The 13,647-nt window shown below is 59.0% G+C and carries 9 protein-coding genes, 1 pseudogene and 1 riboswitch; of the genes and pseudogenes, 6 read left to right on the top strand and 4 right to left on the bottom strand.

Features of this window, described 5'->3' with window-relative positions; translation table 11 throughout:
- Positions 1-87: 87 nt before the first annotated feature.
- Positions 88-212, bottom strand: a riboswitch (yybP-ykoY riboswitch).
- A gap of 50 nt (positions 213-262) precedes the next feature.
- Together ACA079_RS27255 and ACA079_RS27250 are read right to left on the bottom strand one after the other, a co-directional pair.
- Positions 263-1,261 carry a methyltransferase gene (locus ACA079_RS27255; protein ID WP_283189090.1) on the bottom strand — a complete coding sequence of 333 codons (999 nt, stop codon included), beginning with the start codon at positions 1,259-1,261 and terminating at the stop codon, positions 263-265.
- A 34-nt stretch (positions 1,262-1,295) separates the two neighbouring features.
- A complete protein-coding gene (locus ACA079_RS27250) occupies positions 1,296-2,261 on the bottom strand; it encodes a 2-hydroxyacid dehydrogenase (protein ID WP_497701586.1) in 966 nt (321 codons plus the stop codon).
- Positions 2,262-2,353: 92 nt separating this feature from the next.
- Here ACA079_RS27250 and ACA079_RS27245 point away from each other — a divergent pair, with 92 nt between their 5' ends.
- The 5 genes from ACA079_RS27245 (at position 2,354) to ACA079_RS27225 (ending at position 11,658) form a co-directional block, all read left to right on the top strand.
- Positions 2,354-2,983 carry a LysE family translocator gene (locus ACA079_RS27245; protein WP_046048281.1) on the top strand — a complete coding sequence of 210 codons (630 nt, stop codon included), beginning with the start codon at positions 2,354-2,356 and terminating at the stop codon, positions 2,981-2,983.
- A gap of 213 nt (positions 2,984-3,196) precedes the next feature.
- Positions 3,197-4,879, top strand: a complete 1,683-nt coding sequence (locus ACA079_RS27240; protein ID WP_033061300.1) for a fatty acid--CoA ligase — start codon at positions 3,197-3,199, stop codon at positions 4,877-4,879.
- Between the two features lie 336 nt (positions 4,880-5,215).
- Positions 5,216-7,153 (top strand): DUF1302 domain-containing protein, encoded by a 1,938-nt coding sequence (locus ACA079_RS27235; RefSeq protein ID WP_497701585.1) that lies wholly within the window; start codon positions 5,216-5,218, stop codon positions 7,151-7,153.
- A 28-nt stretch (positions 7,154-7,181) separates the two neighbouring features.
- Positions 7,182-8,546: a DUF1329 domain-containing protein gene (locus ACA079_RS27230; protein WP_415771337.1), complete on the top strand. Its 1,365-nt coding sequence runs from the start codon at positions 7,182-7,184 to the stop codon at positions 8,544-8,546.
- Positions 8,547-8,922: 376 nt separating this feature from the next.
- Positions 8,923-11,658 (top strand): winged helix-turn-helix domain-containing protein, encoded by a 2,736-nt coding sequence (locus ACA079_RS27225; protein WP_497701584.1) that lies wholly within the window; start codon positions 8,923-8,925, stop codon positions 11,656-11,658.
- 54 nt (positions 11,659-11,712) lie between these two features.
- Here the strand turns inward: ACA079_RS27225 and ACA079_RS27220 are convergent, their stop codons facing one another.
- Entirely contained in the window at positions 11,713-12,531 is an 819-nt protein-coding gene (locus ACA079_RS27220) for a PP2C family serine/threonine-protein phosphatase (RefSeq protein ID WP_497701583.1), read from the bottom strand.
- Positions 12,532-12,764: 233 nt separating this feature from the next.
- Between ACA079_RS27220 and ACA079_RS27215 the strand changes: the two are divergent.
- Positions 12,765-13,199, top strand: a pseudogene (locus ACA079_RS27215) (MBL fold metallo-hydrolase); the annotation flags it as partial.
- 168 nt (positions 13,200-13,367) lie between these two features.
- Here ACA079_RS27215 and ACA079_RS27210 read toward each other — a convergent pair.
- Positions 13,368-13,574, bottom strand: coding sequence for an antitoxin Xre/MbcA/ParS toxin-binding domain-containing protein (locus tag ACA079_RS27210; RefSeq protein ID WP_497701582.1), 207 nt, complete (start codon positions 13,572-13,574; stop codon positions 13,368-13,370).
- Positions 13,575-13,647: the final 73 nt, after the last annotated feature.

Genomic DNA, 13,647 nt, shown 5'->3' with positions numbered 1-13,647 from the left:
AGGGTTTTCCTAAGGGGCGGGTCGACACGGCTATGACACGTACAGCCTTCCCGCCCCGGGTAAGGTGTTCGTGTCATAGGTCTTGTCAAACCCTGCGATCCGTCTGATGCGGACGCTTGGGTCGCATACGCCATGGTCTGTTGACCAAGTATGTTGACGTATGCCGGACGAGCATGGCGCTCGTGGGAGACTACTCCCCTAGGACGGAGCGGATTCTGCCTAGGCAAATCCGATTGGGCAAGCCTCTTTTTTAAAAGAGGTTCTAGCCGCGTTTGGCCCGATAGATTCTGAAACCCTGTCCTTCAGCCTTGATCGCACACACGCCCAGATGCTCTTCGATCAGCGGCTGATACTTCAGGAAGCTGTTCGCTACCAAGCGCAGTTCGCCACCATTTTTCAGATGTTTGGCTGCTTTTCGCAGCAAGTTCTCGGTGGCGAAGTAATCGGTGTGAACCCCGACATGGAACGGCGGGTTGCTCAAAATCGCACTCAGACCCATCGGTGCGGCGTCGATACCGTCACCGGTAATCACATCAGCTTCCAGACCGTTGGCAGCCAATGTCAGGCGACTGCTGGCGGCGGCAAACGCATCCACATCAAGCAAGGTGACCTGGTTGTGTGGATAACGACGTTTCACGGCCGCTCCCAACACACCGGCGCCGCAACCGAAGTCCAGCAAATGGCCGCTCGGCAATTTGTCCAAATGTTCCAGCAACAGCGCGCTGCCGCGATCCAGCCGACCGTGGCTGAACACGCCCGGCAGGCTGATGACTTTTAGCGGACCTTCGGCCAGCGGCAACTCATAAGTCTGGGCCAGGCTTTCCAGCGACTTGGCTTCTGGCGCAGTGGCCACGGTCACCTGCCATAGCTGGCAATGCCGCGCGCTGTCGAGCTTGCGCGGTTTGCCGAAGGGGTTCAGTTGCTTGGCCGCGCCTTCAATGCCGCTGCGCTTTTCACCCACCAGATACAGTTCACGACCGGCCAGTTTAGAGGCGAGGGCGTTGAGGATGTAGTCGGTCAGGTCCTTGGACTTGGGCAGAAACACCACGGCGGTGTCGAACGCGCGTTCCGTTACAGTCACACCGAAATGACTGCGCTCGGCAAAGCGGGCATCCAGCGCTGCTTGATCGCCGGCATGCCAGCACCAGCCATGAGCATCGGGCAGACGGCCCAGCAGGTCATCGGCGGGCAAACCGGCCAGCAGCACCGACCCCTGGAATAACTCGGCCTGACGAAGCAGTACTTCACTGCGCGGATCCATACTCTGCTCCTGTGAAAAAAAGTGCCGCAGTCTATCAACTGACGACCCGCAGTGCTTTACCGCTGAAGTATCCCTGCGCGTTTTCGGTCAACTGGCCCACGATTCGCTGGCGTGCCTCGCGACTGCCCCAGGCGTTGTGCGGGGTGACAATCAACCGTGGAATGTCTTGGGCCAGCAGCGGATTGCCGGCGGTCGGTGGCTCGACGCTCAGCACGTCGGTGGCCGCGCCACCCAGGTGACCGTTGCGCAAGGCGTCGGCCAGGGCCTGTTCGTCAATCAGGCCGCCACGTGCCGTGTTGACCACGAACGCACCGGGTTTCATCGAGGCCAGCTCACGGGCTCCGATGAAGTGGCGGGTATGTTCGTTGAGCGGACAGTGCAGGGTCAGCGCGTCGATCTGCGGCAGCAGCTCCTCCAGTGGCAAACGATCCGGTCGGGCAGGGCGTCCGGGAATCTGGCCGAGCAGTACACGCATGCCAAAGGCTTCGGCGAGTCGTGCGACCGCGCCGCCCAGTTCGCCGTGACCGAGCAGGCCGAGGGTTTTGCCTTCCAGTTCGACAATCGGATAATCCAGCAGACAGAACTGTTTTGCCTGCTGCCAGCGACCTTCGCCGACTGCCTTTTGATAGTCGGCCAGGCGCGTCGCCAGATTGAGCAGCAACATAATCGTGTGCTGCGCCACCGACGGTGTGCCGTAACCCTGGCAGTTGCAGACGGTAATCCCGTGGGCGCGGGCGGCGGCGAGGTCAACGTTGTTGGTGCCGGTGGCGGTGATCAGAATCAGTTTCAGCTCGGGGCTGGCTGCGATGGCGGCGGCGTCGATCAGGATTTTGTTGCTGATGGCAACGGTGGCGCCCTTGAGGCGCTCGATCACCTGCTCCGGCGTGGTCTGGGCGAAAAGCTGTAAGTCGCTGAAACACTCTTGCAGCGGGCTGAGGTCGAGGTCGCCCAGGTCCAGGGACGGATGGTCGAGGAAAACGGCGCGGTGAGTGTTCGTCATCAACTGTACCTTTTGTGCAATGAACTGAAGGCGTAATCTTCCGAGCCTACCAGATGAAACAAACAGTTACGCTTGGCGAAAAGGATCCCCCCATGTACTGGACAGAGTTTTTGACCGTTGCCCTGATTCACTTGCTGGCCGTGGCCAGCCCTGGCCCGGACTTTGCCGTGGTGGTGCGTGAGAGCGTGACCCATGGTCGTCGCGCTGGCACCTGGACGGCGCTGGGTGTCGGCACGGCGATTTTCCTGCACGTCGGCTATTCGTTGCTCGGCATTGGCCTGATCGTGTCTCAGTCGATCGTGTTGTTTAATGCCCTGAAATGGGCTGCCGCCGCGTACCTGCTGTACATCGGCTTCAAGGCCTTGCGAGCACAGCCGGCCCAACCTGCGGCTGACGATCTGCACAAGGAAGCGGGTGAGCGCACTGCTCGCGGCGCCTTCACGTCGGGGTTCGTGACCAACGGTCTGAACCCGAAAGCGACGCTGTTCTTCCTCTCGCTGTTCACCGTGGTGATCAATCCGCACACGCCGCTGGCGGTGCAGGCTGGCTACGGCATCTACCTCGCGGTGGCCACCGCTGTGTGGTTCTGCCTGGTGGCGATGCTGTTCAGCCAGCAGCGCGTGCGCGCAGGTTTTGCCCGGATGGGCCACTGGTTCGATCGGACGATGGGCGCGGTACTGATCGCCATCGGTGTGAAACTCGCGTTTACCGAGATGCATTGATCGAGGTAGGAGCTGCCGCAGGCTGCGATCTTTTGGGGTTTTCAGAGAGCCAGGATCAAAAGATCACAGCCTACGGTAGCGCCTACGAATGCTGGCGCAACGCTAGCATTTGCTGAATGTTGCAAATCATTCCTTCGGCTGATTTGGTTGTCATGGAAGAGCACTAAAGTGCTTACTTTCAGCCACGACCGTGCAGTCAGAAAAGGGACTCTTATGTTGCAGACTCGCGTTATCCCTCCAGCCGAAGGCGCTTACCAGTATCCGCTGCTGATTAAACGGCTGCTGATGTCCGGCGCTCGTTATGAAAAAACCCGCGAGATCATTTACCGCGACCAGTTGCGCTACAGCTATCCGACCCTGATCGAACGGGTCGCAAGGCTGGCCAACGTGCTGACGGCGGCCGGCGTCAAGGCCGGGGATACCGTGGCGGTGATGGACTGGGACAGCCATCGTTATCTGGAGTGCATGTTCGCCATCCCGATGATCGGCGCGGTGATCCACACCATTAACGTGCGCCTGTCGCCGGAACAGATCCTCTACACCATGAACCACGCCGAGGACCGCTTTGTGCTGGTCAACAGCGAGTTCGTCGGGTTGTACCAGGCCATTGCCGGGCACCTGACCACGGTGGAGAAAACCCTGCTGCTGACCGATTTGCCGGAGAAAACCGCCGACTTGCCGAACCTGATTGGCGAGTACGAGCAATTGCTGGCGGCGGCGAGCACTCAGTACGACTTCCAGGATTTCGACGAAAACTCGGTCGCGACCACGTTCTACACCACCGGCACCACCGGTAATCCCAAAGGCGTGTACTTCACCCATCGGCAATTGGTGCTGCACACCATGGGCGTGTCGACCATCATGGGCGCCATCGACAGCGTGCGGTTGCTGGGCACCAACGACGTGTACATGCCGATCACCCCGATGTTCCATGTGCACGCCTGGGGCTTGCCGTATGTGGCGACCATGCTCGGGCTCAAGCAGGTCTATCCCGGTCGCTATGATCCTGAGTACCTGGTGGAGCTGTGGCGCAAGGAGAAGGTCACCTTTTCCCATTGCGTGCCGACCATCCTGCAAATGGTCCTCAATTCCAAAGCGGCGCAAGGCACGGATTTCGGTGGCTGGAAAATCGTCATCGGCGGCAGTGCGCTGAACCGTGCGCTTTACGACGCAGCCAAGGCCAAGGGCATTCAACTGACCGCCGCTTACGGCATGTCGGAAACCGGGCCGTTGGTGTCGTGTGCACACCTCAACGATGAGCTGATGGCCGGCACCGAAGACGAACGCACCACGTACCGGATCAAGGCCGGTGTGCCGGGGCCATTGGTGGAGGCAGCGATCGTCGACACCGACGGCAACTTCCTGCCCGCCGATGGCGAGACCCAAGGCGAACTGGTGTTGCGTGCGCCGTGGCTCACCGAGGGCTATTTCAACGAACCGCAAAAGGGCGCCGAGCTCTGGGCCGGGGGCTGGCTGCACACCGGTGACGTAGCGACCCTGGACAGCATGGGTGTGATCGACATTCGCGACCGGATCAAAGACGTGATCAAGACCGGCGGCGAGTGGATCTCCTCCCTGGACCTTGAAGACTTGATCAGTCGCCACCCTGCGGTACGCGAAGTAGCAGTGGTGGGGATTGCCGATCCGCAGTGGGGCGAGCGTCCGTTCGCACTGCTGGTGGTCCGCGAAGGCCATGTGATCGGGGCCAAAGAACTGAAGGAACACCTCAAACCGTTCGTGGAACTGGGGCACCTGAGCAAGTGGGCCATCCCGAGCCAGATCGCCCTTGTTACTGAAATTCCCAAGACCAGTGTCGGCAAACTCGACAAGAAACGTATTCGCGTCGACATCACCGAATGGCAAGCCAACAACAGCACCTTCCTCTCGACGCTTTAAGCGTCACTTGGCGTGCCCAAAAGGGCACGCCAGCCCCACCAAGCAAGCGCTTGGCTTGTCAAATCCGAATTTTCAGCCATCCTAGACGGGCCGACGGGCGTCGGCTTGGCAAAGGACTGTTCCAGAGTGGCTGGCAGCTGCAAATCACACTTTAGAGGGATCAAGCAGTACTACCTGCTGGCTATAGTCCGCTCAAGGATTTTTAAGAACGGAGCAAACGCACAAACCGGGGCGATGCAACTTTGGAATGACTTAGGGACACCTTGGCTCCCAGTCATCCACAGCGTTTTTAGAAGTGCTCACTGCCATAACAATAATGCACATGGAGTAGCGTCGATGACATCAGTAAACCAGTTCTGGCGCCGGGCAAAACTGCCCCTGGCTGTCAGTCTTGCCTCTACGCTCGCCGGGCCAGCATTCGGCGTCAGTTTCAACGTTGGTGAAATCGAAGGTCAGTTCGACTCGTCCCTGTCGATCGGTGCCAGTTGGTCTACTGAAAGTGCCAACAAGAACCTCATCGGTGTCAACAACGGCGGCCGAGGCCTGTCCCAGACTTCCGACGACGGTCACCTGAACTTCAAGAGCGGCGAAACGTTCTCCAAGATCTTCAAGGGCATCCATGACCTTGAGTTGAAGTACGGCGACACCGGCGTTTTCGTCCGTGGCAAATACTGGTACGACTTTGAACTCAAGGACGAAGACCGTCCGTTCAAGGACATCAGCGACAACAACCGCAAGGAAGGCGCCAAGTCCTCCGGTGGCCAGATCCTCGACGCCTTTGTCTACCACAACTACTCCGTTGCCGATCAGCCGGGCTCCGTGCGTCTGGGCAAGCAAGTAGTGAGTTGGGGTGAAAGTACCTTCATCGGCGGGGGTATCAACTCGATCAACCCGATCGACGTGTCCGCGTTCCGTCGCCCCGGTGCCGAGATCAAGGAAGGCCTGATCCCGGTCAACATGTTCTACGTGTCCCAGAGCCTCACCGAGAACCTCTCGACCGAAGCCTTCTACCAGCTCGAATGGGACCAGACCGTTACCGACAACTGCGGCACCTTCTTCTCGCAACCGGACGTGATTTCGGATGGCTGCGACAACAACCTGGCCGTACTGCGCACCCGTAACGGACTCAACAGCGCACTGACGTCTGCAGGGCTGCCGGCTTCGCTGCGTAATGCCAGCATCAACACCCTCGCTGCCAATGGCGTGACGTGGGGTGACCCGGATGAAGGCGTAATCGTTCGTCGCGGTCCGGATCGCGATGCCCGTGACAGCGGTCAATTTGGCGTGTCCTTCAAATACATGTTCGATCCGCTGGACACCGAGTTCGGCGCCTACTTCATGAACTACCACAGCCGTGCGCCGATTTTCAGCGGCAAAGGAGCTCCGGCGAGCGCTTACAGCGCGGCGGGCCTGGTGGGCTCGCTGGTGGCCAGGGGTGTTCCTCTCGCTGTCGCGCGTAACCTGGCACCGACCTTGTTGCCATTGAATGTGGCCGGTAACTCCAGCTACTACGTCGAGTACCCTGAAGATATTCGCCTGTATGGCTTGAGCTTCTCCACCACATTACCGACAGGTACTGCGTGGAGTGGTGAAGTCAGCTACCGGCCGAATGCTCCGGTTCAGCTCAACACCACCGACATTCTCTTTTCCGGTCTGACACCTCTGAACCCTAACGTTTCCGTACTCCAGGGTACGCCAGGGGCGGATCAAAAAGGCTATCGCCGCAAGGAAGTGACCCAGCTCCAGACGACCCTTACTCACTTCTTCGACCAGGTGATGGGCGCTGAGCGACTGACCCTGGTGGGCGAGGTCGGCTTTACTCACGTTGGTGGTCTGGAAAGCACTAACAAAGCGCGTTACGGCCGTGACCCGAGCTACGGCCCGGGCCCGTTGCCAGGTGGTCAGTGCCAGACATTGAACAGCGGCACCCTGGCCGGCGGACCACAAAACAACGTGAGTCGCTACTGCGAAAACGACGGGTTCACCACCGCAAACTCCTGGGGCTACCGCGGTCGTGCCATCTGGGAATACAACGACGTATTCGCCGGTGTGAACCTCAAGCCGAACGTGGCCTGGTCTCATGACGTGGAAGGCTACTCGCCTGGCCCTGGCGGCAACTTCGAGGAAGGTCGCAAAGCGGTGAGCCTGGGCGTCGATGCCGAGTACCAGAACACCTACACCGCGAGCCTGGCTTACACCAACTTCTTTGATGGCAAGTACACCACCGTCGATGACCGCGATTTCGTTGCGCTCAGCTTCGGCGTGAACTTCTAAGCACTGCATTATCAGGACGAACACACCTATGAAAATAACAAAGAGTCTGTTCCACGTCGGTGTTCTGGGGCTTTCGCTGCTGGCGACCGGCGTCATGGCGGCGGTCCCTGCGGCCGAAGCGGACAAACTGGGCAAGAGCCTGACCCCGATGGGCGCCGAGATGGCAGGCAACGCTGACGGATCGATCCCGGCCTGGAAACCGATGGCGAAAAACGCCGGTAACGTCGACGGCAAAGGCTTCCTGTCCGACCCGTATGCCAGTGAAAAACCGCTGTTCACTATCACGGCGCAGAACGTCGACCAGTACAAAGACAAACTCGCTCCGGGTCAGTACGCGATGTTCAAGCGCTACCCGGAAACCTTCAAGATGCCGGTCTACCCGTCCCATCGCGGCGCGACCGTGCCGGATGCCGTGTTTGCCTCCATCAAGAAAAATGCCACCGCCACTAACCTGGTGTCCGGCGGCAACGGTCTGGAGAACTTCGAAACCGCAGTGCCATTCCCGATTCCGAAGACCGGCGTCGAAGTCATCTGGAACCACATCACCCGCTATCGCGGTGGCAGCGTGACCCGTCTGGTGACCCAGGCCACGCCGCAGCCGAACGGCTCGTACAGTCTGGTGTACTTCCAGGACCAGTTCGTGTTCCGCGACAAGATGAAGGATTACGATCCGGCGAACCCGGGCAACATCCTGTTCTACTTCAAGCAGAAAGTGACCGCGCCGGCACGTCTGGCCGGTGGTGTGCTGCTGGTGCACGAAACCCTCGACCAGGTGAAAGAACCGCGTTCGGCGTGGGTCTATAACGCCGGTCAGCGTCGTGTGCGTCGCGCACCACAAGTTTCCTATGACGGGCCGGGTACCGCAGCCGACGGCCTGCGTACCTCCGACAACCTGGACATGTACAACGGTGCACCGGATCGTTACGACTGGAAGCTCGAAGGCAAGAAAGAGATGTACATCGCCTCCGACAGCTACAAACTCGACTCGCCGCAACTCAAGTACGACGACATCATCAAGGCCGGTCACATCAACCAGGATCTGGCTCGCTACGAGCTGCGCCGGGTCTGGCATGTGGTGGCTACCTTGAAGGAAGGTCAGCGTCACATCTACGCCAAACGTGACTTCTACATCGACGAAGACACCTGGCAAGCGGCCGTGATCGACCACTACGACGGTCGTAATCAACTGTGGCGTGTGGCGGAAGCTCACTCCCAGAACTACTACAACGTTCAAGTGCCGTGGTACACCCTGGAAACCTTGTACGACCTGCAATCGGGCCGCTACCTGGCACTGGGTATGAAGAACGAAGAGAAGTCGGCGTATGACTTCGGCTTCACCGCCACCACCAGCGACTTCACTCCGGCCGCTCTGCGCCAGGATGGTGTTCGCTAAGCTGCCCTGAACAGAGGCCGCATCCTCGAGAAACGCCCCGACTGGTTCGGGGCGTTTTTTTTGAATTTCATAACCATCGTTGTAGCAGCTGTCGAGCTTGCGAGGCTGCGTTCGAGGACGAAGTCCTCGCAAATTCGGTGCACGCGGTTTGTCTGACAGACCGCGTTGCATGGTTTTACGACTGCTTCGCAGCCGAACGCAGCCTCGCAGGCTCGACAGCTGCTACGAGGGCGGTGTGACTGTCGGGTTTGTTCGACACTTCTGCTTGTATTCTTTTTGTAGCCATTTGTAGCAATAACCTTCATTCCCTCTTCGTTTACCGCTAGTCTGCGGACATCTGCAACGCCGCCAACCGCCATTCAAACAAGAGCCGGCCATGACTGATCTGTCCCCACACCCGGGCCCTGCAAGCGTTGCCGTCGCGGTACTGGACGGGCGTTTTTTCCGGCCTCCGTTGCCTGACGGCCATGTGCTGCGGCCTCGTCTGTGCGAGCGCCTGAGTGCGGGCCTCGGTGGCAGGCTGTTGCTGGTCAGCGCACCGGCGGGGTTTGGCAAGAGTTCGTTGGCGGTGGAGTTCTGTCAGGGCTTGCCGGCTCACTGGCAAAGTCTGTGGCTGGGTTTGAGTCCGCGAGACAGCGATCCCGGACGTTTTCTTGAGCGGTTGCTCGAAGGCCTCCAGGACTATTTTCCGCAACTTGGCAGCCAGTCCCTGGGCCTGCTGAAAATGCGGCAGCGGCATCAACCGTTTGCTTTTGAAGAATGGCTGGACGGTTTGCTCGATGAGTTGGCCGTGCACCTGTCTTCGAATACGCCTCTGCTGTTGGTGCTTGATGACTACCATCTGGCGCAGGGCCCGGTTCTCGATCGCTGCCTGCAATTTTTCCTCAATCACCTGCCTGACGGCTTGCTGGTCATGGTCACCAGTCGGCAGCGGCCGGACTGGCATCTAGCGCGCCTGCGGCTGTCGCGGCAACTGCTCGAGTTGAATGAGCAGGACTTGCGCCTGACTCACGATGAAGCCCTGACCCTGCTTGATCGGCACAGCAGCTCCTTGCGCGGCGAAGCGCTGGAGAGTCTCATCCAGCGCAGCGAAGGGTGGGTCGCCGGACTGCGTTTCTGGCTGCTGGCGGCATCTGAAGCGGGCTCCCAGGGTGCTTTGCCGCAGGCCTTGCATGGCGGGGAAGGGCTGATCCGCGATTATCTGCTCGAAGAAGTCATCGATTGTCTGCCCGCCGAGGTGCAGTCATTCCTTTACGACACAGCACCTCAGGAACGCTTTTGCAGCGAACTGTGCGACGCCGTTCGCGAAGCCCATGACAGTGCCGAGATCCTGCGTTTTCTGCTGGCCCATCAGGTGTTCCTGGTGCCTCTGGATGAAAACGGTCACTGGTATCGCTACCACCATTTGTTTTCCGATCTGTTGCGCACCCGGCCTACCGCGCAAGCGATGGTGCCGGCGGCCAGCCTGCACCTGCGCGCCTGTCGCTGGTTCAATGCCCAGGGGCTGCTCGATGAAGCGGTTGAGCAGGCGTTGCGTGCCGGGCACCTGGACGTCGCGGCGAACCTGGTGCAGAACCTCTCCGAAGAACAACTGTTGGCCGAACAGAACGTCGGCATGTTGCTGCGCTGGAAAATGGACTTGCCCGACAGCCTGCTGATCAGCACGCCACGGCTGATCGTGCTGTACAGCTGGGCGTTGGGGCTGGCGTGTCAGCTGGACGCCGCCGAGGAGCTGGCCAGTCATTTGAGTCGCTTCCTGCCGGCCCCATCGGCCACGGCGCAGAAATCCATGCTGGCGCAATGGCTGGCCCTGAGCGGGATCATCGCTCGCGGGCGCGGCAATCGCGAGCTGACGCTGCTCTATTGCACCGAAGCGCAGGAGAGCCTGCCCGCCAAACGCTACGGGCAGCGCCTGATGTGCCTCTCGACCCTGTCCAACCTGGCCATTGCCGACGGCGATTTGTGGCGTGCACGTGGGCTGAACCGTGAATCTCTGGAGTTGGCGCAACGGGTCGGCAACCCGCTGTTCGAAGCGCTGGCCCATTACGATCGCGCTCGCGTGCTGCAAGCGCGAGGGGAAATCCTTCGTTCGCTGGATGAAGTGCGTCAGGGGTTGCAACGCCTGCAACGGTTATCCCCGCAACGGCTCTATGCCGTACGCGCCCGACTGACTTTGTACGAAGGCTTTTTGTTAGCCCTGCGCTTGCAGCCCCACGCCGCGCGGGCACGCTTGCAAGCCGGTTTGAATGAAGCACGCGCCTGTCGTGATATCAGCGTATTGATCGGTCACTGCGTGATCGCCAGGCTTGAGGGCAGCAGCGGCGAATTCGCCAAAGCCTTCGCCGAACTCGCCGAAGCCGAGCGCCTGATGCACATCTGGGACGTGCCACCGATCTACTACCTGGCGATGATCACCCTGGTCAAATGCGAACTCTGGCTGGCTCAGGGGCGTACCGATCTGGCCGAAGCCTGGCTCGCTCGCTTGGGCCAGACCTACAACGGTGAACACGCGGCAGCCCCTCCGGAGTTCCATCCGCAACTGCCGCTGCATATCGAGTTGCAGCAGGCCTTGCTGGAGGTCATTCAAGGGCAGCCGATGCTGGCGGAAGGGCGATTGAACGCGTTGCTTGAGGATGGGCAGCAAACGGGCAGGCAGTTGCTCAGCGTGATGGCACTGACTCAAAAAGTGACGTTATTGTTGGGGTGCGGACGCGAACCCGAAGCCCGCAAGGCCCTGAGTCAGGCGCTGGAAGCGGCGGCCGGTGGAGTGCTGCAACCGTTTGACAGGTTGTTGGCTGAACATTCGGACTGGCTGCGTGGACAACTTCAACTCGGTGCGCCGACGCCCGTGTCACAGAGCCTTTCAGAACAGCTTCCGACAGTGGCAGCCCGTCCCGCGGAGTCATCCACCGCGGCGGAACAACTCAGTACGCGGGAAATGTCTGTCCTGCGACTGATCGCCCAAGGCTGTTCGAATCAGGAGATTAGCGATCAGTTGTTTATTTCGCTGCACACGGTGAAAACCCATGCCAGCCATATCAACAGCAAGCTTGGGGTGGAGCGGCGAACGCAAGCGGTCGCCAGGGCGAAAGAGTTGGGTGTATTGCAGTAATCACCGTTTGAAGACCTCCGAAACAAGTTGGGCCTTGCGATCAGAGGTTTTCGGTCATTTATCCTCTGAGACCGTCACTCCGGATGTTTGCCCAACGTCGATGGAGTGCTTCAGGATCGACAGTAAGCCTATGGAGCAGTCATCCTCGGTTTTACTGGCGATGGACTGTTGCAGGTTGTCTCCCAATACTTCCCTCATTTTTTTTCTGGGCAACGTTGCATTCCACTCCAGCAGCTCTTGGATCGCCGGGGCGGGGACGGCGCTGGATTTGTCATAGAGGCTTTCTGCGGTGCCGTCGCTCATGATCGCGAAGCCAGTGGTGGCTTCGATTTGCCCACGGTACAACCTGAGCCGCGACGCCGCTTTATGGTCAGTCAGAAGCGGGGTGGTATTGGCGAGCTCGCCATTTTCTGGATGAGAAAGGGCCTGAAGTTGTCCGTCCGCATCAAGGCTTGCGATAACGCCATCACCCAAGTGGCCCGCCAGGTAACGGCCTCGTGAGTAAGCGACGAACGACAAGGTACAGGCCAGGTCGTTGATATCGCCGCCGAGCTTTGCAGATTTGCGTCTGAACGCGTCCAGGCAGCGATTAACCAGTCGCTGGGCTGCCTTCGCGTTGTGTTTGTCCATGTTTTGCCAGAGGCTTTCAAAGTTTTTGCAGACAAAGGCCAGGGTCGCCGTGACCGCTACTTGGGCGCCGATGTCGGATCTGGCTCTGGAGTCATCCCCGTCGGCCAATGAAATGCAGGTCACTTCGTTGGACTCTCTGGCCGCGACATAGTCCTGGCAAGGCGTTTGAGTCTGGAGGTGCGAGCGTCCTGGCACAAACGCGCAGGTCGTTTTACAGCTGAAGTCTTCCGGGATCTCAGGCATGGTTCAGACCTGTGCCCGGGCTTCAGTACCTTTGATGTCCTGACGAAGGAGATAGTCTTCTTGCATGGGATTATCCTTTTTGGGCTGAGCGTTACAAAAAACGCTTCAAGAGTCGTTTGAACCAGACATTGGCTTCCTGCCGTCTTGTTTCAAAATAGGCGCGGCGCGAGGATAACCTATCAATTTTGCGGATCATAACCGCAGTACCCAGCCTTGGCACCAGGATTAACCCCATGCAAACCCCGAATACAGCCCTCATCCGCGAAACCTTCCCCGTCGGCCCTTTGCAGTGCAACTGCACGATCATCGGCGACCCGATCACCAAAAAGGCCATCGTGGTCGATCCGGGCGGTAATCACGAACTGATCCTCGCGCGGCTCGACGCTCTTGGTCTGAAAGTGGTCAGCATCATTCATACCCATGCGCACCTCGACCACTTCCTGGCTTCCGGTCAGTTGAAGGAGAAAACCGGCGCAACCCTGCATCTGCACAAAGAAGATCAATTTCTGTGGGACAACCTGGAGATGCAGTGCCAGATGTTCGGCGTCCCTTACACGCCGGTGCCGCCACCGGATCGCTGGTTGGCCGATGATGAAGAACTGGCCTGCGGCTGCGGCGTGGCATTGCACACACCGGGTCATACGCCGGGCTCCATGAGCTTTTGGTTTTCATAATGTAGGCAAGCGTTTTTTGAAGAAAATGAGCAAGGTGGAACATCGTTATTCCACCCACTCGCATTTGTTTGATTTTTCGCGCTGGAAAGCATCACCAACTACATCGGTGTAATTGGCTTCACTCAGCTATCATCGGCGAAGAAGTTCTGATGTTCCGCAGAATCAGAATGCAAATCCATTCGCTACCTGAATCAGCATCTCCTCAACCAGGCGGGTTCCTGGGACGGTAGAGAGCATCGCGATTGGGTTTTTGCCCGAAAAATGATCCTTGGAATTGGAGAGCCAATGCTTGGCCTTTACCTCGTCCCCCAAAGATGACCTCGGACATGGCCGTGATGTGTGCAACACGGAACAGGTGATCACTATCATTCACCGTCAGTCGCTGACCGCGCGCCAATCTCGTATTTAGGGTTTTGAGCGGTATGATCTGTCCGCACTCCAG

The organism is Pseudomonas sp. LBUM1645, from assembly GCF_059716185.1.
This window is presented reverse-complemented; position numbering and strand designations above follow the sequence as displayed.

Excerpts from the sequence above, each read along its gene's own strand:
- ACA079_RS27250 (WP_497701586.1), bottom strand. The coding sequence starts at position 2,261 with ATGACGAACACTCACCGCGCCGTTTTCCTCGACCATCCGTCCCTGGAC.
- ACA079_RS27255 (WP_283189090.1), bottom strand. The coding sequence starts at position 1,261 with ATGGATCCGCGCAGTGAAGTACTGCTTCGTCAGGCCGAGTTATTCCAG.
- ACA079_RS27210 (WP_497701582.1), bottom strand. The coding sequence starts at position 13,574 with ATGATAGTGATCACCTGTTCCGTGTTGCACACATCACGGCCATGTCCG.
- ACA079_RS27220 (WP_497701583.1), bottom strand. The coding sequence starts at position 12,531 with ATGCCTGAGATCCCGGAAGACTTCAGCTGTAAAACGACCTGCGCGTTT.
- ACA079_RS27245 (WP_046048281.1), top strand. The coding sequence starts at position 2,354 with ATGTACTGGACAGAGTTTTTGACCGTTGCCCTGATTCACTTGCTGGCC.
- ACA079_RS27240 (WP_033061300.1), top strand. The coding sequence starts at position 3,197 with ATGTTGCAGACTCGCGTTATCCCTCCAGCCGAAGGCGCTTACCAGTAT.
- ACA079_RS27225 (WP_497701584.1), top strand. The coding sequence starts at position 8,923 with ATGACTGATCTGTCCCCACACCCGGGCCCTGCAAGCGTTGCCGTCGCG.
- ACA079_RS27235 (WP_497701585.1), top strand. The coding sequence starts at position 5,216 with ATGACATCAGTAAACCAGTTCTGGCGCCGGGCAAAACTGCCCCTGGCT.
- ACA079_RS27230 (WP_415771337.1), top strand. The coding sequence starts at position 7,182 with ATGAAAATAACAAAGAGTCTGTTCCACGTCGGTGTTCTGGGGCTTTCG.